This is a genomic window from Sinorhizobium chiapasense, from assembly GCF_045277575.1.
GTDB lineage: Bacteria > Pseudomonadota > Alphaproteobacteria > Rhizobiales > Rhizobiaceae > Ensifer > Ensifer chiapasense_A.
Genome location: NZ_CP144206.1, coordinates 1,156,539 through 1,182,613, shown reverse-complemented (window position 1 = coordinate 1,182,613; position 26,075 = coordinate 1,156,539). Strand labels below are relative to the sequence as shown.

The following is a 26,075-nucleotide window of genomic DNA, read 5'->3' as shown; positions in this document are numbered from 1 at the left end:
GAACAACCTAAAATGATAACCATTCCAGTCTCGCATCCCTCACCTGCACAACCATAATTGGGCCGGGCGTGCTCGGCATGGAGGAACCATGGCCACGATTACGTATCATTTTCCAGGCGGCATTTATCCTCAACAGTATAACCCTCCCATCGCAGGAATGGACTTCAATGCGACCTTCGGCGAGTTGGTCGATCTAAGCACAGCGACCCGGCTCAGCACCAGCAGCACTGCGGTTCTCTACGGCCTCGACAATGGGCTAAAGCTTAAAATCATTGGCACTGGACTGGCGTTCAACGCGAGCGGAGATGCGATTGGGGGCACAATTTCCTCAATCGAAGTACTACTGAATAATGGCACCACCTCCGTGATGACGATTAAGGACCTGAATCTTTCATTCGAGACATTTCATGACGCCGCCGCCGCCTTCGACAAGTGGAACTTTGAGGAGTGGTTGTTCAACAAGGCGGATACATTCAATGGATCAGCCGGCGACGACGATTTGTCCGGGCGCGCCGGGAATGACATCTTAAATGGCAATGACGGTAACGATCATATCATGGGTGGCGAGGGAGACGATACTTACGATGGCGGCAACGGTTTCGACGTCCTGAGTTATCAAGATACCTATGGGCTCAGGACCGCCCTTGGTGGGGTTAAAATCGATGCGACAACTGGTGTTGCGATCGATCCTTTTGGCTTCTCCGAGAGTTTCAAGAATTTCGAAGAATACAGAGGCACACAGTTCGCCGATTCATTCATCGGTTCAGCAATCGATGAAGCGTTCATGGGGCTCGGCGGCAGAGACTCGATCGATGGTGGCGCTGGCGCTGATACCGTTCGATACGATCGGGACGCTCAACGAGGTGGAAATCTCGGCGTGAATGTCAACTTGTCGACCGGTACGGCAATCGATGGCTTCGGATCTCAGGACACGTTGAAGAACATCGAGAACGTCCGCGGCACGAATGCAAACGACGCCATTACCGGCAGTGCAGTCTCCAACGTCCTTCGGGGATTTGCAGGCAATGACACCCTAAACGGCGCTGGTGGCGCCGATCAAATGCGGGGTGGACAAGGGAATGATTTTTACGTCGTCGACAACACGGGCGATATAGTTGACGAAAGCGTCGACAGTGCCGCTGGCACAGACACCGTTCGCTCTAGCATCAGCTTCAATCTCGGCAATACCACTGCCGTGAAGGGTAGCATCGAGAACCTGACACTACTTGGCACCGCCAACATCAACGGCACTGGAAATGCCTTGAACAATGCCTTGAGCGGCAATTCCGGCAACAATGCTCTCAACGGGGGCGCCGGCAACGACATAATCAATGGTGGCCTCGGCAACGATACCCTGACCGGCTCCACCGGATTGGACACTTTTTTCTTTAATACTGCACTAAATGCCACTTCGAATGTTGATACAATAAGTGGGTTCACCGTCGCGGACGACACGATCCGGCTTGAGAATGCGATCTTTACCGCGATCACCGGGACCGGGACATTGACTGCGGACCAGTTCGTCAAAAACACCACAGGCCTCGCAGCCGACACCAGCGATCGGATCATATACGAGACGGATACCGGCAAGCTCTTCTACGACAGCAACGGGAGTGCCGCTGGTGGCAGCGTTCAGTTCGCGACTATAGGTATAAACCTTGCCGTGACATCTTCGGACTTCTTTATGGTGTGAGAACACGTGCCGCCGTGGTCCTTACCTGGGCCTAGATGAAGCTACGCACTCTTCCCTTGGCCTCGACGTCGCCTTTCGGGGCCATTTCTCTTGGCCCAGAACCCGAGCGCTAGTGGCGCAGCCTAAGGCGCAAGTTCGACCGCTGATGACTCTCCTGGTTGTATTGCTGCTCGGCCATTTATGGCTGAGTTCCAGTCGCATTATTCAATCCTATCAGTCCCTCGCTCTGGTGCAGGGTTAAAGCTCCGGTTCTTTTCCTGTCCGAACCTTCGTATGTTGGTAGGCGAAGGGGCCTCAGGCCGCCTCTGTCCTGCGATAGGTCCCGGCGTTTTCGACATAGTACTTCTCGAAATGATGGCGATAGTGCTCGGGGCCACCGAAGTCGCTGTACTTCGCCAGCTCGTTCATATCCGTCTTGTTGAGGATCACGCCAAGGATCTTGCCATTGATCTGCGGTTCGGAGTTGAGCAGGTCACGCACCAGACGCGACGGAGTGCGGCCCCATTCGGCGACGTAGATGAAGCCATCGGCGAGCGGTGAAAACGCCTTGGCATCGACCACCGGAGCCAGCGCCGCAAGATCGACAACCACGTAGTCGAACGATTTGCGGGCATTGTCGATGAGTTCGGCCATCGCCGGGGAGGCGAGCAATTCGTGGCTGTCATAGGGCTCGCTCTTTGCGCCTGCTTGTCCGCCAACCGGGAAGATCGCCAGTTTTGTCTTCTGGTCGATCTTGATACCGGCGGGCCAGGAGGATTCGCCGATCAGCGCTTCGACGAGGCCGGTTTTCGGCGGCGGGTTGATCATTTGGCTGAGACCCGGCTTGCGGATGTCGGCGTCGATCAACAACGTCTTCTTGCCGCTCGCCGCGAGCAGTGCGGCAAAGTTCGCCGCGATGATCGACTTGCCCTCGTCCGGAACAGCCGAAACGATACCGATCACGCGCGAGCCGTTGCCATGCAGCATCCGGTCACAGGCGAGCTTGGCGTTGCGGAAGGTCTCGGCGAAAGAGGAGCGCGGCGCGTCGAGCACGATGCGGCTGACCCGCTCGAATGGCACTGCCGCCTGTGTCGTCGGCAGCGGCGTCTTGCCCTTCATCAAGTGCGCACGAACCCGGTCCGTCGTGGTCGGTTGACGCGGGCCGATCAGCGGAACGTAGCCGAAAGACCTGTGTCCGAGGATGGAGCGCACGTCGCTTTCCAGCCGGAAGGTCCGCTCGCGAAATTCCTGGAACGCGGCAAAGGCACCGCCTGCCATCATGCCGAGCACAGCCGAAAGCGCCAGAACCAGCGTCTTCTTCGGGCTTGAGGGCGCGGTCGGAACGCCAGCGGCGGAGATGACCCGAGCCTTGGCGATCGGGAAGGAGCGCTGCTGCGAGGCCTGCTCATAGCGATTGAGATAGGTCTCGTAGAGGGTCTTCAACGCTGCCGACTTCTGCTCGAGTTCGCGCAGATGCACGAGCGATAGGTTCGCATCCGAGTTGCGACCGGTGGTGCCTTCGATGTTTTCCCGCAAGGAAGCTTCGCGCGAGCGCGCAACCTCGTATTCGTTGCGGTAACTTGCGGTCAGTTGCTGCAGCTCCTGGAAGATCTGACGGCCGATATCGGCCCTTTCCTTGCGCAGCGATACCGCCTGGGGATGATCGGCGCCGAAGCTCTGCGTTATTTCCTGCTCACGCTTGCTGACGGCGAGGTAGCGGGTGCGCAGCTCCCGGATGACGGAGTTGTCGCCCTCCTTGGCGGAAATCGTCGCATTCTTGACCGCGGTTTCGGGTCCCTGGTCGACGATTGCCTGGAACTGCTTGAAGCGCGCGGAAGCGCTTGCCGTGTCGGCTTGAGCGATGATGAGCTGGCTGTTGAGATCTGCCAGCTGCTGTTCTGACATGAGTTCGCCGCGGGCGAGCGTCAGGCCATTCTCGCTGCGATATTTCTCGACCTCAAGCGAAGCGGCCTGGGAGCGTTGCCTCAGATCCGCAAGGCGCTCCTGCAGCCAGACGGAGGCGCGTTCCGTCGCTTCGAAATTGGCGTTCAGCTGATCGTTAAGATAGGCGTCCGCATAGCCGCGCACGATTGCCGCAGCGAGTTGTGGATCGCTGGAGCCGTAGGCAAGCGAAATGACGGAGCTTCTGGTGACGCGTTCGACGGCCAGTCCCTGCTGGATGAGTGCGGCCGCCCTCTGCCGCCGGCCATTGCGCGCTGCTTCTTCCGAAATCTCGGGGCCAAAAAACGAAAAGACGCCGGTTACGGATCTCAGCCAGTCCTTGACGACGCCGAAGGGCGAGCGTGGCGGATTGAGAACCGTATCGTTGTCGTCGAGGTTCATCTTGTCGACGACCCGCAAGGCGAGTTCGCCGGATTTCAGGATCTCGACGGCGCTCGCCATCTGTGTGTCGAGCAACTGGCTGTTCTGTGGTGTTGCCTCTTCCTCGGCGTATTTCGACAGGTTCTCGTCGAGCAGGATCTGCGTCATCGACGTATAGAACGGTGTCGCGAAAACGAGATAGGCCGCGCCAAGTGCCAGGAAAAGCACGACGAACGCGCCAACCAGCCTGGCACGGCGGACGATGACCGAGAAGAGCCGGTCAAGGTCGATGAACCTATCGGGTTCCTCCATTTCCCGCGGCACGACGCTGTTGAATGGGAGACTTCTTTGGTTCATTGGGTCGCTCTGTCCGTTTCCCTTTTGGTCCGACGGTTTGGCGCCCCTTTAGAAAATAGAGGCGCCAAACAGCTTTATGCCGCGCGGATGCGGCCTTCGTGAGACAGGACCATGTCCTTGACCGAGGCATAGACCATGTCGCCGAGGTCCGCGCGCGCGAGTGCGAAGGCGACATTGGCGGCGATGAAGCCTTCCTTGGAACCGCAGTCGAAGGTGCGGCCCTCATAGGGATGGGCGTGAAAGGCTTGATTTTGCGAGAGTTTCAGCATCCCATCGGTCAACTGGATTTCGTTGCCGGCACCCCGTTGTTGATGTGCGAGGATGTCGAAGATCTCCGGCTGAAGGATGTAGCGGCCGTTCAGATAAAAATTCGACGGTGCTTCGCCGGCACGTGGTTTTTCGACCATTTTCGTGACTTCGAAACCGTAGGGAACCGCAGCGCCCTTGCCGACAATGCCATATTTCGACGCATCTTCCGGGGCGCATTGTTCGACGCCGACCACGTTGCCTCCGGTCTGGCGATAGAGATCGACGAGACCGGCCATGCAGCCGCGCGCGCCATGACACAGCATATCCGGCAGCAGCAGCGCGAAGGGCTCATCGCCGATCAAGTCACGCGCACACCAGACGGCATGGCCGAGACCGAGCGGCGCCTGCTGCCGTGTGAAGCTGACGGAGCCAGCGCGTGGCAGCATCTCCTCGAGTTCGGAAATCTGGGCATTCTTGCCGGAACGGGTCAGCGACGAGATGAGCTCCGGCGTGTCGTCGAAGTGGTCCTCGATTGCCTGCTTGTTGCGGCTGGTAACGAAAACGATGTGCTCTATGCCCGCCTGGCGGGCTTCATCGACCGCATATTGCACGACCGGACGATCGACGATCGTCAACATCTCCTTGGGGATCGCCTTTGTCGCGGGAAGGAACCGCGTTCCATTGCCGGCGACCGGGATCACAGCTTTCCTGACGGTCCTGATACGGTCCATAGCTTTATCCTTTGCGTACGTGGGGGCTATTGCCCGAGGTGGATCGTTCAGCCGCCACCGTCGGTGTGGCGGACTTCAATCGTGCGAACGGCGCAAGCAAGCGGCGCAGCCGCACGGCGATCGGCATCCTGAGATGCCGAAGCGCGCGGGGGTCGGAGAAGGCCACCTGGGCGGCCCCCACCAACGATCTGGATTTCAGATGATCGACGAGGCGCAGGAAGGCATGCGCCTCGCGCAGGCTCCTGTCGCGGCGACGCTGCATTGTCATAGCTCTGGCATCGATCGCGTGTTTTGCGAGGAAATCCCTGTCGGCCGCAATCATCGCCTCGATATGGCGGAGTTCGAGGACGCGAGAGATCGAACCCTCGCGAATGTGGTAGCAATAGCCGGCCGAGGGATCGACGACGCAGCGCCCGCCGCAGGCAAGCGCGGACGCCAGCAGGATGTAGTCTTCTCCAATCCGGATGGCTTCCTGGAAGCGCAGGCCATGCTCGTTCAGAAAACGCCGCTCGAAAATCGGCTTCATATAGCCAAAATTATAGGTCGAGCGGAAAAGCACATTGGATTGAATGAACGCCGCAAGTGTCAGCACCCGGTGGTGCTCGAGCAAGGTTTCAGGGAACATGCGCTCGACGCGCCCATCGAGGTTTGCAACATCGATGTTGTCGACAGCAATCTCAGCGCCGGCGGTCGTCGCCAAATCAATCATGCGGGACAGCCGGTTGGCGGTGATGGTGTCGTCCGCGTCGAGAATGGCGATCCAGTTGCCGCGTGCGGCTTCAAGCCCGGCATTGCGCGCTCCGCCCGGTCCGCGGTTTTTCGCAAGCCGCAACAGTCTTACGCGGGGATCGGCGATCTCTTCGACCACGGCTGAGGTGCCGTCGGTGGAGCAATCGTCGACGACGATCACTTCCAGATCGACGCGTTCCTGGGCGAGCGCGCTCAAAATGGCGCGGCGGATCGTGTCAGCGGCGTTATAGGCCGCGACGACAAAACTGACCTCTGGTGCGGAAAGCGTCATCAGGCGGTCGCGGCCCCATATTGCTGGAGTTCACGTACGCCGAGAAGCCCACTGACGACACCCGCATGCATGATGGCGCGCAAGGCGTAGCGCGAACGGGCGACCGGCGATCCGAGAAGGAGGAGGCTCGCTGCAGCGCAATAGCCGGATTTGGCCATCGCCCGGGCGATTTCCACAACCTGCCTTCTAGGTTGGCCAGGCTCACGCAACAGGCGCCCGTGGGTCTGGCCGGAGCGGAAGCGACGCTTGGCAAGCCAGGCAAGGCGTGCCCGCTTTTCCGGGACCGGCTCGAAAACCAGCGCATCCGGGGCATAGGCGAGACGTCCGCCGGCCGCATGCATATGGCGGAAGAACTCCGTGTCCTCGCCGCCGGTCCGCCCGAGCGCCAGGTTGAACCGCCTGCCGGAAAGGACCGGCCGGGTGAGATCGAGCAGGACATTGCAGGTGTAGCCCGTGCGGATTTCGCCATTGACCCATACGGGACGGGTCGAATGAAAGTCGCCGCGACGCATCCAGTTCGGCGCGGACAACGCGTATTCGGCGCGAACCGGGCCGAGCACGACATCGGCCCCGGTCGCAAGCGCCGTGTCGAGCAATTGCACGAGCCATGTTCTCGACACCGTCTCGTCGTCGTCGACGAAAGCGAGATAGTGGCCGGCGCTGTTGTCGAGACAGGCATTGCGGGCGATCGAAATGTTCGACGCCGGGCAATGCACGTAGAGGATCTCGAAAGGCATGGTCGGGCGCATCTGCTTGACCAATGCCTCGGCACTCGGCGTCGTGTCGTTGTCGGCGACGATGACGCGCAGGTCGACATCGGCCGGCACCGTGATGAGCGCCAGCGAATGCAGCGTTTCCGCAAGCTCCGGACGGCGGAAGGTGCAGACCGCAACATCGATCCGCTTTCTGGCGATCGTTCCGGTCATGGCGCCATCTTTCGGTTTCGCGAAGCGAGCAGTTCGCGCCAGAAGCCGGCCGACCAGGCGAAATGCATGACCATGGCCGAAAGGGCCGCAAGCGGGCCGTAGGGGTTCCTTTGGCCAAGCGCCATCCACATGCCGTAGCCGATGCAGGCGGCGGCCCAGAGCGCCACCGGCACGACGGCGAGCCAGTTGATGACGGCGAGCAGAGCGCCGATCGCGACCGGCGCCACGGCAAGCGGCAGAAGCTGCCGGAGGCTCGGCCAGGCACGGTGCTTCAGCACATTGCGTGCGCGTCCTCGTCCGTAGGCGAAGTATTGGCGAAAGAGTGGGCCGACCTCGGCGCGCGGATAGTAGACCATGCTCGTCCGGTCGGTCATCCAGATGCGGTAGCCCGCCTGACGGAAGCGGTAGTCGAACTCGGCGTCTTCGTTGTGACTGAAAATTTCGTCATAGCCGCCGATCGCCTGGAAGGCGGAGATCCGCATCAGTGCGTGGTGACCGTGATCGGCCCAGTGGCTCGTCGCTCCAAGTCGATGCTTGGCGCCGCCATTGCCGAGCTTGGAATTCTGGGCGTAGGCCGTCGCCTTCTGGAAGGGCGTGAAGCCAACCGTCTGCATCGCGACGACAACCGAATCCGCACCGGTCTCAAGCGCCTCTTCGACAAGGCGCTCGCAGTAGTCCTCAGGATAGGTCCCGTGCGCATCGATCCGGATCAGATAGTCGAAGGACGCTCCATATTCGGCGACCGCTAGATTGATCGCCGCACTCTGAATGCGCTTGGGATTGTCGAGGGCAAGGACCGATGCGTCCGCCGCAGCGAGGCGGGCAGCAATCTCGCGCGTGCCATCCGTGCTGCCGCCGTCGACGATCAGTATGGCGCCGTTGAGACGTGCCGCCGACGGTCGCAATCCCTCAACCAGGCCCTCGATGTGCTCGGCCTCGTTGAGGCAGGGAATGACGATAAGGGTTCGCGTCGAAGCCAGCGTGTTGTTGCTCATGACAATCCGCCTTCGTTCTGGGGCGTTGGGGCGAGTTTCGGCGCAATCCGCGGCGGAGCCGCCGACGTCGCCGCCGAAAGGCAACGGACCAGGTTTTCACAGTCGCTGCGATTGAAGATCCAGGTATCGGCCGCACAAGCCGCGATCCGGTCGGATGCCTCGGCGTAGCGTTCGGCGTCGACCGAGCCGAGGAGGGCGGCGAGAGCCTCCGGCTCCGCTTCATCGAGCAGCATGCCGAGCCCGCGGATCGCGAGGAACCTTGCCGTCTCCGTACCACGCAGCGCAATCGGCACGCGGCCGAAGCGGCAGCCCTCGTAGAGCCGGTTTGGCAACAGCCATTTCGAGTTCTGGCCTTCCTCGAAGAAATCGATCGCCCAGGTGAGGTGCACGTCGGAATAGATCGCGCCCAGTTCTTCCGGGCTGCGGTAGGGCCCGTGGAACTCAATGAACGGCTCATTGCGGACGAAGCCGTCGAAGTCGTCGAACTCCGAGTAGGCGGGCCGGCCGCGCAGCACGATCTCGAAGCGGCCTTCCATCCTGCGGGAAAAGGCCGACAGCAGTGCCAAGGACTTGCGGCACCGCAGTGCTCCAAACCAGCCGATCCGCCACGGCCCGTCCCGTGGCGGCATTGCTGCCGGAACGAGCGGCCGCGCCACGGTCTCGTCGAGCTCGAGCACCTTGTTTTCCAGCATCATGGTCGGCGCCGAGATGCCGGACAGCGGGCGGAAATAGTGTTCGACGAAGGCCGGAGAACTGGTGATCAGCAGTCGTGCATCACGCCCGAGAAACGTCTCGCTCGCCCGCAACGTCTTGCCGGCGATGTCACGGCGCAAAAGCAGGCGATGAATGTCGAGACATTCGTAGACGATCGGCACGTCGCCGCCGAATACACTGACAGCCTTCCTGGCGATCGCCAGCATGTCGAGATTGCGTGCGATGATCACATCAGGGCGTTCGACATTGCGCAGCGCCTGCCTGAGCGAAAGGCAGCTCCTGGCAATCGCACCGATCCTTTGGACGAAACGCCCGTCATGCGTTGTCCCGAGCTCAATGGGTTCGATGCCCTCGATCGCCGCCAGCGGGTTGGCGTCGCGCCGGAACCCGGCAAGCTCGACCTTTGCGCCCCCGGCAAGAAGCATCAGGACGCGCCGGCGGACGGCGGGATCGGCAAGATCCTGTGCGAAATAGAGTACCTGCAGCATTTACACCCGGTTTTCTGCTCGGCCGTCGCCGAGCATGGTTTAGAACGTTGCACGTCGCGGTTTGAACGCGTCGCCTATGAATGCTGTTCCTCGTCTCCGCCTAGTTCGTTCGGCAGGCGACAGACTCGGCAAACTGGCATTTGTCGCCCGGCGAGGTGAACGCGATCCGATCGATCTGCATTGTCGACGGTCCCTTGTAGGAGAAGGCGCCCATCCAATCCGAAAGCGTGTCGCTTCCCCAAAGGCTGAGGAAGATCTTCTGCGGGTTGGTGGGGATCTTCGCGGGGTCGGTGACTTCGTGGACCAGTTCGCCATTGACGTAGTAGCGGATCCGCTCCTTTTCCCAGACAAAGGCGTAATCGTTGAAACCCTGGTTGGCGCCGCCGGGCACGTCGACGAGCTTTTCATTGCCGCCCTTGGCGGAGACATATTGGTTGATCTGAACCTTTGCGGGGTTCTTGCCGAGAACTTCGAAATCGATCTCGTCATGCGGCTTCTTGTCGGCCGGGCCGATATAGGTGAAGAACGCCGAGTTAAGCCCGGAACCATCGGCCGTCTTGATACGGGCCTCGTAGGTGCCATAGCTGAAGCGCTTGCGGGTCTGGATTTCGCCGCAGACGTAATTGCGCTTGCCAAGTTTTCCTTCGGCAAAGGAGAGTTCCGCAACGCCGTTCTCAACCTTCACCTGCTTCTTGGACCAGGTGCAGTTCTGGTGTGCCCCGTTGTTCCAGCCGTCTGAGACGTACCAGATGCCGGTGTCTAGGGTATCGAAGTTGTCGATGAAGGACGTTGCCTCTCCAGTGCCCGCGGCGCTTACCGGGCCGGCAAGGCCAATGGCGACAAGGCTCAAAAGGGCAAGGCGGTGAGGTCCGGAAGATCTCATGGTCAGGTCCTTTGCTGTGGTGAGAGTTCGGCGCGCGCTTCCGCCGGCCGTGCCCTCGCGTCTCGGGTCGCTCCCGCTCGACTGCCGGTCAGGATTGCGGTCAGGTTCGGGAGCCAACGCCCGGCGAGGCCGTAGGCGGCGACAAGGATGGCGATCGTGATGAACGGAACCGTGTAGTAGAAGGCCGGATAATATCCGAAACCGGTGCGGTTCCAGATCATCCAGAAGAGAACCAGCAGCGGATAGTGCGTACAGAAGATCCAGAAGCTGAGCCCGCCGCCGCGCGCCAGCGATGCTCCGAAGCTCGTGCGGACCAGCAGCGCGGAAACCGCCCAGGAACCGAGGATGCCGGACAGCGCCGTCAGGCTGCGCAGCATGTCGACCCAGACAGGGAAGTCCGGTCCGTACGGGTAGAGCACGAGCGAAAGCAGCACCGAGGCGCCAAGAACGGTGATGGCGATCGGCCAGGACAAGCGGTCGAGACTGCGAACGTCGACGCGATGCAGGCTCATGTAGATGCCGACGCTGAAACCGAAGAGGATCGACTTCTTCAGGAAGATTCCGTTTGGCAATGGCAGCACGGCATAGGCGAACAGCAGGGCGAGCGTCTGCATCGGGTAGCGCCTGATCAGCCACGCCAGGACCGGCGAAAGCACGATGCAAAGCAGCAGATCCCTGAGGAAGTAGAGCGGCACGTTGATCGGCAGACCCTGGATCGCCACGGCAAGGTTCAACCATTCCCGTGCGCTTGCACCCACGACATCCGGCAGGTAGCCGAAGCTGATACCCTTGCTTTGCGCAACGAAGGCGAGCGCGAGAAAAGCTACGTTCCAAAGCAGGAAGGGCAACAGGACGGTTCTTGCCTTTGTCTTCAGCGTCTTGCCGTAATCGAAATTGTCGAGGCCACGCCGGAACAGGAGATAGCCGGAGATCGCGCTGAGGCACGGAACGCCGACACGAAAGAGGCTGTCGCCGAGAAAGACACGCAGCCAATCGAGCACACCATAGGTGCCCACATACGGGCTCGTCGCCGGATCATGCGGCACGTGCACGAAGACGATGCCGGAGATCAGTACGATGCGCATCAGATTGATCCGCGACGAGATGTTCGCGTTCACATCCACGATGTCCGTCACCCCTATCTGCCAGCGCCATTTGCAGGCGACCGTTTCAACAGAGCAGACCAGAGCCCGCATTTCACTGTGCTAAAGGTAGGCTTGGGCGCGGATCAAAATATGGCGCCGCAGCAAACGAATCGGTCGCAGTTTGTTGCGGTGCAGCATGGCGCGTTCCGCGGTTTCTAGGAAAATGTACCTATCGGAGCGGTGGTGACGAGGAAAAAAGCCTATGCCCTCGGTGTTTACGGAATATTCTCAGATGCTTATTTGGTGAGTGCTACTACTTGCATAATTCACGCTGACGCGCGGTAAAATTGTGCATTTTTTCTCTTTCGTCAGGCGAAAAATGACCTGTACGAGCGCGCGCCAAGCTGAAATGCGGCGAGGGTGAGGCAGTTTGCAGCTCTTGAAATCGGTTATTCCGCCGCCGCGGGCGCGGTCGGCGAAACATCGCGTCTGCGGATCATGCCGTAGAGTTTCAGCAACAATGGACGCTCTACCAGGAGCATCAGCACGAGATAGATTAATCCGCCGACCGCGGTTCCGATAACCACCTGCACGACCGCGTTCGGGACAATCGCACCATAGAAATCCAGCAACAGCCTGACGACAACCGCCATCACGAAAGCGGCGATCATCGGCCTGATCGAGACCAGGAAGCTGCGCAGGAAGGGCAGGCGGTCGGCCCGAAATACCACCCAGGAATAGCCGACCAGCGTCGCCAGGTTGACGACGCAGAGCGCAATCATGGCGTCCACGAGCGAGCCGCCGATCGCCCCATACGCGACCGCCGCGGTCGTCACGACGGCGCGGATCACCGCCCACCAGAAGAGGACGATCCCCTGGCCGATCCCTTTCAGGTAGGGAATGTAGGTACTGCAGGGCGTCAAAAGTCCCTTTGACAGCGCAAGCAATCCAAGGGCCGGCCAGGCGGCCGCCCATTGCTGGCCAAAGAGCACCAGCATCGCCGGTTCGGCAAGTGCCCAAAGGCCAAACATCATCGGCGCGAGCAGCACGGTGGTGACCTGCGTGCTCAGCATCAGCGCTTGTGACCGCCGTTGACGATCTTCGCCCATATGGCTGAAAGCTGGAAAGAGCACGCCCATGACCGCCGAAAGCACGATCTGGTTGGGAATGCTGGAGAAACGGTTTGCCGCCGAATAGGCTCCGGCGTCCGAAAGGCCGAGGTATCGGCTGATCACCACCATCGGCGATTGGAAAGTGACGAAATTGGCCATTTCCGACCCCATCATGCCGAAGCTGAACCGGCTGAGCGTAAGAACGCGGCGCGGGGAAAAGACAAATCTGGGCACATAGCCGGATACGGTATAGAGACCGGCAAGGCGGATGAATGCGGAGACGAAAAGCTGCGCCAGCAGCGACCAGACGCCGAAGCCAAGAAGGGCCGCCCCAACGGCAACAAGCGCCCCGACGGTCTCGGAGATCATGGTCCAGACCGCGTCCTTGCTGAAGTTCATCCTGCGGGCAAGGAGCGAATAGGCGACGTCTCCGCCAAGCTGCAGCGGGATCAGCAGGCTCATGATCCGGAGCAAGTGACCCGCCTCGGGTGCCCCGAGCAGGCTTGCGAGCGGATCGGCGAAGGCGAAAAGCGCAAGCGCCATCAGAAGCGCGACCGCGAGATTGGCCCAGAAAGCGGAGTGGATGAGTTCCAGGTCTTCGTCGCGCTGAATGATCAGCGCGGAGGCGAGACCAGCACCGCCGATCATCGCCAGAAACTGCACGACAGTGAGCGCAACGGCCACCGTTCCGAACTCTTCCGGCGTCAGGATACGCGCCAGAATCGGCACCGTGACAAACTTCAGCCCGAAAGTACCTGTCTTTGAAAGGACGCTCCAGCCGACATTCCGTGTCACGGACTTGGCATTTACGGTTGAGGGCATAGCGAGCATCCTATGATGCCTTTGAAGGATTCCCGACAAAGGACTAGGGCTAAATATAAGGCCGCGACCCGGTGGGAGGAGACCACGCAATACTCTTTTAGAGAAACCGCAGGGGCGAAAAGATGGCGAAGCTGACTGTTATTATTCCGTACTATCAGAAGGAACCGGGTATTCTTCGGCGGGCGCTCGGCTCCGTCTTTGCCCAGACGTTCCAGGACTTCCACGTGCTGGTGATAGACGATCGCTCACCCTATTCGATAGATGAGGAGTTGAAACCGTTAACTGAGGGGGAGCGGGCGCGGCTGACCGTGATTCGCCAGCCCAACAAGGGGCCTGGCGGCGCACGCAACACCGGACTGGACCATGTTCCTGATGATGCCGAGTTCGTTGCGTTCCTCGATTCCGATGATGTATGGACCCCGGACCATCTGAAAAATGCCTATGAAAGCATGAGCCGCTTTGGCGCCGACTGCTACTGGGCCTCGATCACCGGCGGTGAGGCGTTCTACTACCATTTCGATGTTGCCGAGCTGACGGAAAGCCACAGCGTCGTCAGGCTGCAGGAAGCGCCGCTGGTCGTCGAAATTCCTGACCTTACCAATGTGATGCTCAGAAACTGGAGCTTCCTGCATCTCTCCTGCATGGTGATCGGGCGCAGCCTTTTCGAGAGGATCCGCTTCGATGCGGCGTTGAGACTGGCGGCGGAGGACGTGTTGTTCTTCTGCGACTGCATTCTCGCCGCAAGACGCGTCGTGCTTTGTGACGAAGCTGGCGCCGAGCGGGGCGAGGGCATCAACATCTTTCACTCTATCGACAACGATTCGCCGCAGTTCCTGCAGCAGCAGTTCAACACCTTCGTTGCTCTGGAAACGCTCGAGGGCCGCTTCTCACGCAAGCCTACGGCAATCGCATCGATCCGCTCCTATCAACATACGGCACGGCGTCAGGCGCTGTGGAGCCAGGCGCGCCGGCTCAAGCGACGTAAGTCGCCGCAATTCCGCTTGCTCGCGCGTTGGGTCCTGCGTGATCCCATACTCCTGCGAAGCGCACTGGAACTCGCTGTCGGCAAGTTTTCCCGCTCGCATTGAGCAACCGAAACGCTCCTTCGAGGAGGAAGAACAAGACCGCCTGTCGGTACCCGGACGTACCCAGCATTTTGAAAGAAGGGACTACCCCATGAACCCCTATTATTGGGAATCTCAGCACGGCAATTTCGGCGACGACCTCAATCTTTGGCTCTGGGATTTCCTGCTGCCGGGGTTGCGCGACGTTCATGAGGATATCCTGCTGGTGGGCGTAGGCACGGTGCTCAACCGGGCGCTTCTGCCTGACGGCATCAGAAAGCTCGTTATCGGCAGCGGCTTCGGCTATGGCACCCTGCCAGACATGCATGATCCGAAGGAATGGGACATTCGTTGTGTTCGAGGCCCGCTGACCGCCGGGAAGATCGGCATCGCGCCCGAACTGGGCATCGTCGATCCCGCCGTGATGGTCGCAGAGATGCCGGAGTTCCAAAACCTGCCGAAGCGCCACAAACGCAGCTTCGTTCCGCACTGGGAAAGTGCGGTTGCCGGCATGTGGCCGGTTACCTGCGGTACGGTCGGCCTGCATTATATCGATCCCCGTGGCGAAGCGAAAAGCGTGATCCGTGAGATTGCCCAGTCCGAACTCATCATCGCCGAATCGATGCATGGGGCCATTCTCGCGGATGCCTTCCGCGTGCCTTGGGTGGCCGTGACGACCTCTGACAGCATCAACAGTTTCAAGTGGAACGATTGGGCAAGCACCGTCGGCGTCCACTATCAGCCCCGCCACGTACCGGTCTCGAGCCGCGCCGAAGCCATACTCAAGGGGGAGCGTTTCTGGGGGATGGGCTTCGAGGCACAGGCGCTGGTTGAAGCTCCGAACCTGCGGCCCGTCGGTCACGGTGTGATCGCGGCAGCAATAGAGCCGCGGCAGACCTTCCTGCGCAGCGCCGCCAAGCAGGTTCTTGCCGCACCTTCGACGCTCGCACTTTGGCAGGCTATGCGGGCGACACCGCAATTGAGCAGCGACAACAGACTTGCCGAGCGCAAGGACCGCTTTCAGGAGGTTCTGGCGGCCGTACGGCGCGCGTATTTCTGATGACACGGCCACGGCATTGGCGCGCCAGCGCTGATGCGCGGAACTGATCCCCCATTCGGCCAAGAGAGAAGTTCGATTGCCGCCGGCCCCTGTCCGGATGGGCGCACCATGAATGAGGATCCGAGTGCCGTCCTGTCGCCAAGCCGCGACTGGATCGCTCTCTGCTAAGCCATTGGTTTCGATCCAAAAAATGGATTCGGGCAAAGACTAGCGCTCGGCCTCGGTCGTATCCATCCGTTCAGGGATCGGATGCCGCAGGCATACTCGACAGAAGCGACTTGTCATGAGGGGGCAGCCCCGTCCGAAAATCAGTTTACGGGTACGGAACTAATGTCCGGCCGGGCTGTTCAGTTGTAACTTTGATACGACGCTGACGTATCCGGCCTGCCGGGTCCGCGGCGACAATTGAGGAGCTCTCATCATGAAAATCTCGTCCAGCTTCCGTTCAGTCGTGGTCACCGTTATCGCCGCGGCCGGAATCACTATTGCCAGCGCTGCGCACGCCGACACCGGCAAGATCCGCTTCGCCATCTACAAGGCCGCTTTCTTCGTGGGGGGCGCCGGAGGCGAAGGCACGCTAACCTTCCATGGTCGCAGCTACCCGATCACAGTTGGCGGCATCTCGGGCGGCCTCGCCTTTGGGGCTTCTAAGACCTATTTCCAAGGCACCGTGCGCCACATTCGCCGCGCGCGAGATGTGACGGGGGTCTACGGTGCGGCGGGCGGTGGTGGTGCGCTCGGCAAAGGGGCCCAGGTGATAGTCATGACCAACGACAAGGGCGCCGAACTCGAACTCTCAGGCAAGCAGGTCGGCCTGCAAGTCAACGCCGATGTCAGCGGGATGACCATCACCATGAAGTAGGGGGCGTCACCCGTTGGCCAGTCCCCGCATAGGCAGGAGTTGAAACTCAGCGATTGGTCGCTTGACCGTCCACAGTTGCGGAAAGGAGATAACGCAGCCCTCCGGCGCCACCGAGCGCGGCGGGAGCACCCGGGCGAGGCTGTCTGAAACGCTCGGTCTTGTCGGCGAATATGCCGGCCGTGACGGCAGGAACGGCATCGGGTTGCCGCAGAAGGTAGCCTATTGCGGCGGCCGCGCCGCGTTCTCTCTTCAGATCAAGAAAGTGCCGGTGCTGATAACGGCCCCTGATATGCCGCTCGTGTCTTCGGATCGCGGCCTTAGCCGCGCTCTCCAGTCTGTTCGCCGCGAGGATAATCCGGTCGGCCTCGTAGAGCCGCTTGAGATCCTCTGTGCGGTGGCTGCCGCTCAAGGAATTGCTGCGCACGATTGCCGCGTAGCCGCAACTGCGGATGACCTTGTAGCGCGCGCCCTTGGCCAATGCGCTAAGATAGAGATCGTAATCCTCGCCCAGCCGAAGCGTTTCCTGGTAGCGGATGGAGTGGGCATCCAGAAAGTCGCGGCGCATCAATGGCTTCAAGAACCCGACCTCACCGCGCTTCACGCCGCGCCGGGAGATGTTGCCGTCAACGAAATCGATAAGGCCGAGGAGCCGGGGCTGCGGTGGGAAGTCATCGATCTTTCGGGCGACGTCGGTCGCCGCGGCCTCATCCATGAAGGCGATGTTGTCGGCGATAAAGTCCCAATCATCCTCCGCGAGTAACCGGCCAAGGCGACCCGGCAGGAAGAAATCGTCGGCGTCGAGGATTGCAAGCACCGGTGAACGACTGATCGAAATGGCATGGTTGCGGGCGGCCGACGGCCCACGATTGCGTTCGAAGCGGACGATCGTCAGGCGCCCGCTCAGATCGTCGGCTAAGCGCGCAGCCGCCTCGGTTTCATCCGACGAGCCGTCGTCAATGACCACGACTTCGGCGCTTTCCGGCTCGGCCAATGCCGATGCAACGGCTCGGGCGATGGTCGCCTCGGCATTCTTTGCGGCGATGATGACGCAGACGTCCGTGGTCATGTGGGCCTCCAGCATCGTGTCTTACAGGCAGCGCACTGGTCTTTGGGTACGCTGCGCACTTCCGTTCAGCGTGGCCTGCTTTCTGGGTCAGCTCGGCCACGCGACGTCGCCGGCGATGGCGACGGCCGAACCATGCAGGGCGATCGTGTCGCAAACGCGTCAAAGATAAGATTTTCTGGTGGATCGTTGCCGTCAGCCGACTGCAAGCCCGGTCGGAATCACCGATTGAAATGCCCGGGGCGATCAAGGCCGCGCGGCGCCGCCTCGGCGGCCGTCTTCTCGTCACCAGCCAATTGCGTCAACGCGGCGGCCTGTCTTTCCTTTTCCCGCGCCTTCTTCCACACGAGGTAAAGCACGGCCAGGAAATAACCGATCTGCATCAGCACGGCGCATATGACGGTCTGGAGAAGTGTCGACGCCAGTGAACCGTTTAGGAAATAGGTAACGATCGCAAACACGGTCAGTGTGCCGAGCATGCTCGCAAGAACGCGCGGTGCGTACATAGCGCTACCTCGCACTCGGTAATGTCGACGATGTAGTCATCGGAGTTCGGCCTTTCCTCCTCAGAGTTCCAATATATTGGCAGCGCCCTTTCGCTTCAACCGCCAAAAGCCCGTCCTGCTGCCACTCTGTCTCCAAAGTCTTTATGTCGCGTTTAGAACACCAGCATACGAATCAAATTGGCCGTTTTTCGATCCCGCGTCGATCCGGCCCTTGTGACTCCATGGCAATCCTAAGGCAATTCTTCCACCATCCGGCGTTTTGTCAGGCCCGCACCGCCCACTGGTTGCTGTTTGCGTAACGATTGACATCACCTTTTGTTACCAAATTAACTTTTGGTGTCTCGCTGCGCGTGCGGTGCAAAACCTTGTTGCAACGCAGCATTTGGTCGGAAAGACTGACGCCTGTCAATTTTCATCGAGGCTAAAACACGTGATTGCAGGTGAAGGCAAACATAACAGATACCAAGATATATTGGCTTTATCGCAACGCAATTGCGCGCCCTGAATACAATACACGAAAGCGCTGAACGTAAGACTTGGTCGTCTGATAATATATCGTCTCGCGGGATGGAAATATTATATATTCGAAATCAGTGATATTCGTCATTTGGGCGCCTTTCGGGTACCCGCCATTATTTTGCCTTCAAAAGACAAATTCTCACCACACACTCTTCCTTGAATAATGAGTGCTCCCTTTCGGGGGACCGACCATTCGCCAACGTAAATGGAGTCATCTCTATGAAGTCTGCGACTCGATCGGCCAATTCGCCGTTTTTCAGTGCCGCAGAGACTGCGGCGCTCAAGCCTGTGGGTGGAATTTCGAAGCGTGGCTTCGATATTTTTGTCGCTTCACTGGCGCTCGTCTTTCTGAGCCCGCTCTTTTTGATGCTGGTTGCGCTCGTCAAGTTCTCTGACGGCGGCAGCGTCTTCTATGGCCATCGCCGTATTGGTCACAACGGGAAGCCTTTCCGTTGTCTGAAGTTCCGCACGATGCGGGCGGACGGCGACCGGATTCTGCAAGAGTATCTTAGAAACAATCCAGCCGCTTACGAGGAGTGGCGTGCGACACGCAAACTGCAGGATGACCCCCGGGTCACCGTCGTCGGCAGCGTGTTGCGCAAGCTGAGCCTCGACGAACTGCCACAGCTCATCAACATCCTGCGCGGTGAAATGAGCATCGTCGGCCCACGGCCGGTGGTGCAGGATGAGCTGGAACTCTATGACAGTGCTGCCGTCTACTACCTGCAATCGCGTCCCGGTCTGACCGGCCTGTGGCAGATCAGCGGGCGCAACGACGTTTCCTACGCGGCTCGCGTCGCGTTCGATACCCACTATGTCCAGAACTGGTCCTTGCTCAGCGACTTCTCCATCGTCGTGAAGACCATTCCAGCCGTTTGCTTCTCGCGCGGCAGCTACTGACGATCAGCGCTTTGACTCCCGCCCGACCAACAAGGTCGGCCGCGGGATCGGCGTCTTTTAACGGGAAGCTCATATGAACAAACATGCTCCGTCAGGGAAATCCCGGATTTCCCGCAAGGTGTCTCGTTTCCTTCACCACACGGTCCTGGCCGGCGCTTTGGTCCTCGGGGCCGCTCAGGTCCGAGCCGAGGAATATCAACTTGGCACCATGGACAAGCTCAAAATCCGCGTAGCCGAGTGGCAGACCGCTGAAGGCGCTGTGCGCGATTGGTCGGTCATCACCGGCGAATATACCGTCGGGCCGTCCGGCGCACTGTCGTTGCCGTTCATCGGCGATCTCCCGGCGGCCGGCAAGACGACCGCCGAGGTCGGTGAGGCGATTGGCGAGAAGATGCAGACCCTGTTTGGTCTGCGTGACCGCCCGTCCGCCTCCGTCGAACTCGCACAATACCGCCCGCTCTATCTATCGGGCGAGGTCGAAAAGCCAGGCGAATATCCCTACGCTCCCAATCTGACGGTGCTGAAAGCGATCAGTCTCGGCGGCGGATTGCGTCGCTCCGAAAGCGGTCAACGTTTCGCCCGCGACTACATCAACGCTCATGGCGAATCGAGCGTGCAGACGGCCGAACGCAACAGGCTGCTGATCCGGCGCGCGCGGCTTCAGGCGGAGATTGCCAACAAGCAGGACATCGAGTTGCCGAAGGACCTCCAGGGCGTGCCGGGCATCGACAAGCTTCTTGCGAACGAGACGGCTCTGATGAACTCGCGCGACCGGAAGCAGAAGCTGCAATTGAAATCACTCGCCGACCTGAAGTCATTGCTGGAAAGCGAAATCCAGTCGCTGACAAAGAAGTCGGAAACACAAAACCGCCAGATGGAGCTGGTGGTGGAAGATCGCGAGAAGGTCGAGAGCCTGGCCGAAAAGGGGCTGGCGCTCAGCCAGCGCAAGCTGTCGCTGGAGCAGCGGGTGGCAGAACTGCAGGCAGCCTTGCTCGACATCGACACGGCTTCGCTCAAGGCGAAACAGGACGCCAGCAAGGCGGCGCAGGACGAGACCAATCTTCGCAACGACTGGGACGCGCAGTTGGCGCAGGATCTCCAGAACACCGAAGCCGAGCTCGACACGCTTGAGCTCAAGCTCGGCACCAGCCGCGACCTGATGGCAGAAGCACTGTTGCAATCGGCAGAAGCGGCCCAATCGAAGGACAATACGGAAGATGCCGTCATCGCCTATTCGATCATCCGCGAGCGTGACGGCAAGCCGACCGAGATCCCTGCCGATGAAAACACGGCGGTGTTGCCCGGTGACGTGATCAAGGTTCAAGCCAACCTCGCGACGCAGTAGGATCGGCCGTGAGAATTGCGAAGTCGAGCTTGATATCGCCTGACCGCAATGGCGCCTATGGCACCGTTGCGATCGCGCTGTCGTTTTTCGTCTTCGCCTATTCCTCCCGTTTCGGGCAGGCGTCGATCCTGCTTTATTACGGCCTGTGGCTGCCGCTGGTTCTTGTCGATTACCGTCGCGTGCTCGGCAACTACGGCAGGCGTCTCTGGATCCTCGGCTTTGCCGTCTTTGCCTGCCTGTCGGTCTTCTGGTCGGCAGCACCCTCGATGACGGCCCGCACCGGGATCCAATACCTGTCGCATGTGGTTTGCGCCCTGATCGCCATGAGGCTCATCGACATCAGAACGCTGACGCGCGGTGCGATCGCGGGGACCGGGATCGTACTCGTCTATTCCCTGCTTTTTGGCGTCTACCATCTCGATCCACTCGACGGCACATACAGCTTCGTCGGCGCCTTCGCTTCGAAGAACCAGTTGGGCTTCTACGCCTCTCTCGGCATCTATTTCGCTTTCATTGCGCCCGTCGCCCTTGGGGAGCGACGCTTGTGGCTCTTCGCATCCGCCGCAGTCGGACTGCTCGCGGCCTATTCGTTGCTCGCTTCGCAATCGGCCACATCCGTTTTGACCGCCGCCGTGATTATCGGCCTCTGGCTTGGCATGCGCGTCGTCGGGTTGCTCTCGCCCGGCCACCGCAAGGGTCTGTTTCTTGCTGCCGTCATCTGCGGCGCGCTGGTCGCGGTTGCGGGCATCTATGGCGGCGGTGTCGATCTCGTGCTGGGTCTGTTCGGCAAGGATTCGACGCTGACCGGGCGCACCTATCTGTGGCAGCAGGGATTTGAAGCAGCCATGGCCTCGCCCCTGGTGGGCGTCGGCTACCAGGCCTATTGGGTTCAAGGCTTCTCGGAGGCCGAGCGCCTTTGGGAGGAGTTCTACATCGCGACGCGCGCGGGCTTCCACTTCCACAACACCTTCATCGAGGCGATCGTGGAAACCGGTGCTATCGGGCTCGTCCTCTTATCGGGCATTCTGCTCACGACCGTGCTCGGCCACATCAAGCGCCTGCTGACGCAGGACCAGGATACCCAGTCCTCGGTGCTCTTCGGTATCGCGATGCTGCTGCTGGTTCGCTCTTTCGTCGAGATCGACATCATGAACCCCTATCACGTTGGCTCGTTCCTGCTCTATTTCGCCGCCGGCAAACTGACATTGCCGATTACCCGGCCTGAATTGCGCCCGGCTGAGGTCCGCAGCGCGCGGATCGCACCGCATGGCATGCCGCAGTTGAGGTACTGATGGATCGGACCACGGGGAGCGTGAAGGCCACAATCTACGGCATCCAGTATCTGCGCGCTTTTGCGGCGCTCGGCGTCGTCATCTTTCATGCGGCCGAGCGCACGGGTCATCATTTCGCGATCGGCGCTGCCGGCGTCGATATCTTCTTTGTCATCAGCGGCTTCATCATGTGGGTGATCAGCGAGCGCCGACCGATGTCGCCGTTCTCGTTCCTGCGAGACCGCGTGCAAAGGATCGCGCCGGTCTATTGGCTGGCGACGATCGTGATGGTCCTTGGCGGCCTTGTCGGGCTTTTTCCCAATCTTGTGCTCAGCCCCGCTCACGTAATGGCGTCGATGCTGTTTGTTCCCATGCCATCCCCAAGCACCGGCGAGGTCTGGCCGGTTCTCGTCCAGGGGTGGACACTGAACTACGAGATGTTCTTCTATGCCCTCTTCGCCTTGACCCTGCTTGTGCCGCGGTCGCGGCGACTGCTGGCGATCACCGCCTGCTTCCTGCTGCTGGTGGGCCTGGGCTATGCCATCGACAGCGACAACGCGTTGTTCGTCGCCTACACGCGGCCGATCATTCTCGAATTCGTGGCCGGCATGATCATAGCCGAGCTTTGGCTGCGGGGCAGGGTACCTGGAAGCAGTGTCGGATGGGCGCTCGTTGCAACCGCCATTTCAGGTTTTTCGGCGCTGGCTGTGTTTCGTCTGCCCTTCGACGAACTCGTCCTTGGCCCCTTGGCCGTCATGCTCGTCTTCGGCACATTGGCGCTCGAAGGCCGTGGCTGGTTTCGCGGGCGCGGGATGCCGATGCTTCTCGGCGATGCGTCCTACTCCATCTATCTCTGGCATACCTTCGCCATATCAGTTGTGGTGAAGGTCTGTGCCAGGGCAGGTGTGGACCTGGCTCTGTCGGCGCTCCTCGCCGTGCTAGCGGGAACGGCATTGGGCGTCGCAGCCTATATTCTCTTCGAAAAACCGCTGACGCGGCGTTTGCGCTCGCGGATCGTGCCGAAGCCATCGCAGCAGGTGGCGTAGCTTGCGGTCGTCGGTGCGGCGCCTGAAACGCCGCACCGACGTCAGCCCGTCATCAGGCGCCCTGGTTGCGACGCGAATGCCAGTTCCAGGCGGTGCGGGTGATGTCCGACAGATCGTATTGCGGGACCCAGCCGAGAATGTCGCGTGCCTTGTCGTTGTTGGCGACCAGTGTCGTGGAATCGCCTTCGCGACGCTCGACCAAATCGATATTGAACGCGCGGCCGGAGACGTCGGCGATCGCCGTCAAAAGCTCCTTGACGGTCGTGCCCGTACCCGTGCCGAGATTGAGTTCGACGCTGTCGCCGCCGGAAAGCAGGTATTCGACGGCGCGCACATGCGCATCGGCCAGATCAAGCACATGGATATAGTCGCGGACACAGGTGCCGTCGCGGGTGTCGTAGTCCGTGCCGAAGATCTTGAAGCTTTGGCGGCGGCCAAGAGCAGCGTCGATCGCAAGCGGGATCGCATGCGTCTCGGGCTCATGCCACTCGCCAATGCGGCCTTCCGGATCGGCGCCGGCTGCGTTGAAGTAGCGCAGGATCACCGAACGAAGGCCCTTGTACTGGCCATAGTCCTTCAGCGCCTGCTCGCACACCCACTTCGTTCGGCCATAGGGGTTGATCGGCGCCTGCCGGTGCTGCTCGTCGATCGGAACGCTTTCTGGCAGGCCATAGGTTGCGCAAGTCGATGAAAAGACAAAGGCTTCGACGCCGGCAGCGAGCGCGGCAGAAAGCAGCGTCAGGGTGCCAATGACGTTGTTGTCATAAAAGGAGACCGGGTCCTTGACCGATTCACCGACCTCGATCATCGCGGCGAAATGAAGGATCGCGCGCGGCTTGTGGCGGGCAAGCACGTCGTCGAGTCGCTGACGATCGCGGATATCACCCTTTTCGAGCACGCCCCATTTGACGAATTCCTCGTGACCATTCGACAGGTTGTCGTAGACGACCGGTTCGAACCCCTTGTTGGCAAGTTCGAGGCAGGTGTGCGAGCCGATATAGCCGGCACCGCCGACGACGAGGACTTTGTTGCTTTCCATGATGCTTTTCGATCCCTGGGAGGTTCAAAGGAATTGCCGAGATTTTTCAACGGATAATGACAGGCTTGTCAATGGCGGCTGCAATCAAGCACGCGTCCATGTCGCGTGTGTGGCGGGGTAGGCTGTAAGGCCGCTTTTCCACAAGGCCAAGCCGCTCAATGCCATATCGAGATCGGCGCGAAAATCCGCTCCGGGGACAATTATCTCAGCCTTGCCTGTGAGCGAGATGCTTCTTTCCCATCCGGCAAAACATATAGCATATTAATTTACTAGATTTAATTGATAATGGCCGCGACAGTCGTACCATTGCCTTCGGATTTTTGAAGGAAGGCTCTCATGACGACGAAACTGAAACGGCTTGCGGTTACCCTGGCGATGCTCGCAGCGACCAGCCTGGCCCACCCAGGTGCCCGGGCTGAAGGCACGGCGGAGCCAATCAAGGGCGGGACACTGATCTATCTGGAGCAGCAGGCCCATACCAATCTCTATCCCCCCGCAGGCGGCTTCTATCCGAACGGCGGCATCCTCAATCAGATCACCGACAAGCTGACCTATCAGAACCCGAAGACGCTCGAGATCGAGCCGTGGATTGCAGAATCCTGGACGGTCAACGCGGATGCAACCGAATACACGTTCAAGATCCGCCCCGGCGTCACCTTCTCTGATGGAACGCCGCTTGACGCTGCAGCCGTCGCCAAGAACTACGACGTTTTCGGCCTCGGCAACAAAGCGCTGAAGCACCCGGTTTCCGAGGTCATCAACAACTATGAACGTAGTGAAGTCGTCGACCCGCTGACAGTGAAATTCTACTTCAAGAAGCCGTCACCCGGTTTCCTGCAGGGAACGTCGGTTATCGGCTCCGGTCTCGTGGCGGCAAGCACTCTCGCATTGCCCTTCGAAGAACTCGGCGACGCGACCAAGATCATTGGCTCCGGTCCCTTCGTGGTCGAGAGCGAGACGATCGGCAAGGAACTGAAACTCAAGGCCCGCGAGGAGTACAATTGGGGGCCGGCGAAGCTCGAGCACCAGGGGCGAGCCTATCTCGATGGCATCACCTACATCATCACCGGCGAGGACAGTGTCCGCATCGGTGCGTTGCTTGCGGGCCAGGCCGATTTTATTCGCCAGGTCCAGGCCTATGACGAGAGCCAAGTCGAGGCGCAGGACTACCAGATCTACGCACCTTCGACACGCGGCGTGAACAACAGCGTCGTTTTTCGGCCGGACAATCCGCTGGTGGCCGACGTCAAGGTGCGCCAGGCGCTGCTGCATGCGACCGACACCAAGGAAATCGTCACGACGCTGTTTTCGGCCAACTATCCGCAGGCGACCTCGATCATCGCGTCCTCGGCACTCGGCTACAAGGATATCTCGGCAAAGCTCGCATTCGATCCGGAGAAGGCCAAGGCGCTGCTTGATGAGGCCGGCTGGTCGGTCGGTCCCAATGGCCTGCGCCAGAAGGACGGCAAGGAACTGGTCCTGACGGCCTATGAATCGCTGCCCCAGCCACAGAACAAGGAAACGCTGCAACTCGTCGCCCAGCAATGGGGCAAGGTGGGCGTCAAGCTCAACGTGCTTGCCGGCGATAGCGGCAGCAAGACGGTCGACGATCTCGATCCCCTGAAGACGCCGGTCTCGCCGGCCATGGTCGGCCGCGCCGACCCCGATGTGATCAAGAGCCAATACTATCCGAAGAACCGTGACGTACTGCGCCAGAAGGGCGGGATCAGCGACAAGGTCCAGAGCTTCGTCGACGACAAGCTGAACGGTCTGCTCGAGGCCCTGGCCTCCGAACCGAACCGTGAAAAGCGCCTGGCGATTGCTGGCGAGATCCAGGATTACGTCGTCGACCAGGCCTATGCGATCCCGATCTTCGAGGAGCCGCAGGCCTATGCCGGTGCGCCATATGTCCAGGGCGTCGCCTTCGAGGCCGTCGGTCGCCCGAGCTTCTACAGCACCTGGCTCGCCGAGCATTGATCGACCCGCGGCCACCGCGCCCCGCGGTGGCCGCCACTCCCGATAT

The 26,075-nt window shown here is 60.3% G+C and carries 21 protein-coding genes; 9 read left to right on the top strand and 12 right to left on the bottom strand.

Going from position 1 to position 26,075, the window contains the following annotated elements:
- Positions 1 to 88 precede the first annotated feature (88 nt).
- On the top strand, positions 89 to 1,693 hold the full coding sequence (locus tag QM996_RS24160) for a calcium-binding protein (protein WP_334198553.1): 1,605 nt from the start codon (positions 89 to 91) through the stop codon (positions 1,691 to 1,693).
- 294 nt (positions 1,694 to 1,987) lie between these two features.
- On the opposite strand, the gene QM996_RS24155 is transcribed toward QM996_RS24160, so the two are convergent.
- The 9 genes from QM996_RS24155 to QM996_RS24115 form a co-directional block, all read right to left on the bottom strand.
- On the bottom strand, positions 1,988 to 4,351 hold the full coding sequence (locus QM996_RS24155; RefSeq protein WP_334198552.1) for a polysaccharide biosynthesis tyrosine autokinase: 2,364 nt from the start codon (positions 4,349 to 4,351) through the stop codon (positions 1,988 to 1,990).
- A 74-nt stretch (positions 4,352 to 4,425) separates the two neighbouring features.
- Positions 4,426 to 5,331, bottom strand: coding sequence for a UTP--glucose-1-phosphate uridylyltransferase (locus QM996_RS24150; RefSeq protein WP_334198551.1), 906 nt, complete (start codon positions 5,329 to 5,331; stop codon positions 4,426 to 4,428).
- Between the two features lie 4 nt (positions 5,332 to 5,335).
- The gene (locus QM996_RS24145; protein WP_334198550.1) at positions 5,336 to 6,352 is read right to left on the bottom strand and encodes a glycosyltransferase family 2 protein; all 1,017 of its coding nucleotides are present in this window, start codon (positions 6,350 to 6,352) and stop codon (positions 5,336 to 5,338) included.
- On the bottom strand, positions 6,352 to 7,278 hold the full coding sequence (locus QM996_RS24140) for a glycosyltransferase family 2 protein (RefSeq protein ID WP_334198549.1): 927 nt from the start codon (positions 7,276 to 7,278) through the stop codon (positions 6,352 to 6,354). Before QM996_RS24140 ends, QM996_RS24145 begins: the two co-directional genes overlap by 1 nt.
- Positions 7,275 to 8,273, bottom strand: coding sequence for a glycosyltransferase family 2 protein (locus QM996_RS24135; protein WP_334198548.1), 999 nt, complete (start codon positions 8,271 to 8,273; stop codon positions 7,275 to 7,277). The genes QM996_RS24140 and QM996_RS24135 overlap by 4 nt, the downstream gene beginning before the upstream one ends.
- Complete coding sequence (locus QM996_RS24130) at positions 8,270 to 9,475, bottom strand: glycosyltransferase family protein (protein WP_334198547.1); 1,206 nt, start codon at positions 9,473 to 9,475, stop codon at positions 8,270 to 8,272. Before QM996_RS24130 ends, QM996_RS24135 begins: the two co-directional genes overlap by 4 nt.
- Before the next feature lie 100 nt (positions 9,476 to 9,575).
- On the bottom strand, positions 9,576 to 10,358 hold the full coding sequence (exoK, locus tag QM996_RS24125) for an endo-1,3-1,4-beta-glycanase ExoK (RefSeq protein ID WP_334198546.1): 783 nt from the start codon (positions 10,356 to 10,358) through the stop codon (positions 9,576 to 9,578).
- Positions 10,359 to 10,360: 2 nt separating this feature from the next.
- Complete coding sequence (locus tag QM996_RS24120; RefSeq protein WP_500270531.1) at positions 10,361 to 11,443, bottom strand: acyltransferase family protein; 1,083 nt, start codon at positions 11,441 to 11,443, stop codon at positions 10,361 to 10,363.
- A 449-nt stretch (positions 11,444 to 11,892) separates the two neighbouring features.
- Positions 11,893 to 13,377 (bottom strand): lipopolysaccharide biosynthesis protein, encoded by a 1,485-nt coding sequence (locus QM996_RS24115; RefSeq protein WP_334198545.1) that lies wholly within the window; start codon positions 13,375 to 13,377, stop codon positions 11,893 to 11,895.
- 122 nt (positions 13,378 to 13,499) lie between these two features.
- On the opposite strand from QM996_RS24115, the gene QM996_RS24110 reads away from it, so the two are divergent.
- The 3 genes from QM996_RS24110 to QM996_RS24100 all read left to right on the top strand — a co-directional run bounded on the left by QM996_RS24110 (position 13,500) and on the right by QM996_RS24100 (position 16,363).
- Positions 13,500 to 14,465: a glycosyltransferase family 2 protein gene (locus QM996_RS24110; RefSeq protein ID WP_334198544.1), complete on the top strand. Its 966-nt coding sequence runs from the start codon at positions 13,500 to 13,502 to the stop codon at positions 14,463 to 14,465.
- Positions 14,466 to 14,553: 88 nt separating this feature from the next.
- The gene (locus QM996_RS24105) at positions 14,554 to 15,501 is read left to right on the top strand and encodes a polysaccharide pyruvyl transferase family protein (RefSeq protein WP_334198543.1); all 948 of its coding nucleotides are present in this window, start codon (positions 14,554 to 14,556) and stop codon (positions 15,499 to 15,501) included.
- Positions 15,502 to 15,922: 421 nt separating this feature from the next.
- Entirely contained in the window at positions 15,923 to 16,363 is a 441-nt protein-coding gene (locus tag QM996_RS24100) for a lipid-binding SYLF domain-containing protein (RefSeq protein ID WP_334198542.1), read from the top strand.
- A gap of 46 nt (positions 16,364 to 16,409) precedes the next feature.
- Here QM996_RS24100 and QM996_RS24095 read toward each other — a convergent pair whose 3' ends face one another.
- Entirely contained in the window at positions 16,410 to 17,444 is a 1,035-nt protein-coding gene (locus QM996_RS24095) for a glycosyltransferase family 2 protein (RefSeq protein WP_500270494.1), read from the bottom strand.
- 203 nt (positions 17,445 to 17,647) lie between these two features.
- Positions 17,648 to 17,932: an exopolysaccharide production repressor protein gene (locus QM996_RS24090; protein WP_334198540.1), complete on the bottom strand. Its 285-nt coding sequence runs from the start codon at positions 17,930 to 17,932 to the stop codon at positions 17,648 to 17,650.
- A gap of 738 nt (positions 17,933 to 18,670) precedes the next feature.
- Here QM996_RS24090 and QM996_RS24085 point away from each other — a divergent pair.
- The 4 genes from QM996_RS24085 (at position 18,671) to QM996_RS24070 (ending at position 23,013) form a co-directional block, all read left to right on the top strand.
- A complete protein-coding gene (locus QM996_RS24085; protein ID WP_334198539.1) occupies positions 18,671 to 19,351 on the top strand; it encodes a sugar transferase in 681 nt (226 codons plus the stop codon).
- Positions 19,352 to 19,424: 73 nt separating this feature from the next.
- Positions 19,425 to 20,696, top strand: a complete 1,272-nt coding sequence (locus tag QM996_RS24080; RefSeq protein WP_334198538.1) for a polysaccharide biosynthesis/export family protein — start codon at positions 19,425 to 19,427, stop codon at positions 20,694 to 20,696.
- A gap of 8 nt (positions 20,697 to 20,704) precedes the next feature.
- Positions 20,705 to 21,988, top strand: coding sequence for an O-antigen ligase family protein (locus QM996_RS24075; RefSeq protein ID WP_334198537.1), 1,284 nt, complete (start codon positions 20,705 to 20,707; stop codon positions 21,986 to 21,988).
- A complete protein-coding gene (locus tag QM996_RS24070; RefSeq protein ID WP_334198536.1) occupies positions 21,988 to 23,013 on the top strand; it encodes an acyltransferase family protein in 1,026 nt (341 codons plus the stop codon). The genes QM996_RS24075 and QM996_RS24070 overlap by 1 nt, the downstream gene beginning before the upstream one ends.
- 52 nt (positions 23,014 to 23,065) lie before the next feature.
- On the opposite strand, the gene galE is transcribed toward QM996_RS24070, so the two are convergent.
- Complete coding sequence (gene galE / locus QM996_RS24065; RefSeq protein ID WP_334198535.1) at positions 23,066 to 24,052, bottom strand: UDP-glucose 4-epimerase GalE; 987 nt, start codon at positions 24,050 to 24,052, stop codon at positions 23,066 to 23,068.
- Between the two features lie 375 nt (positions 24,053 to 24,427).
- Between galE and QM996_RS24060 the strand changes: the two genes are divergently transcribed.
- Positions 24,428 to 26,029, top strand: a complete 1,602-nt coding sequence (locus tag QM996_RS24060) for a TIGR04028 family ABC transporter substrate-binding protein (RefSeq protein WP_334198782.1) — start codon at positions 24,428 to 24,430, stop codon at positions 26,027 to 26,029.
- The last annotated feature ends 46 nt before the right edge of the window (positions 26,030 to 26,075 follow it).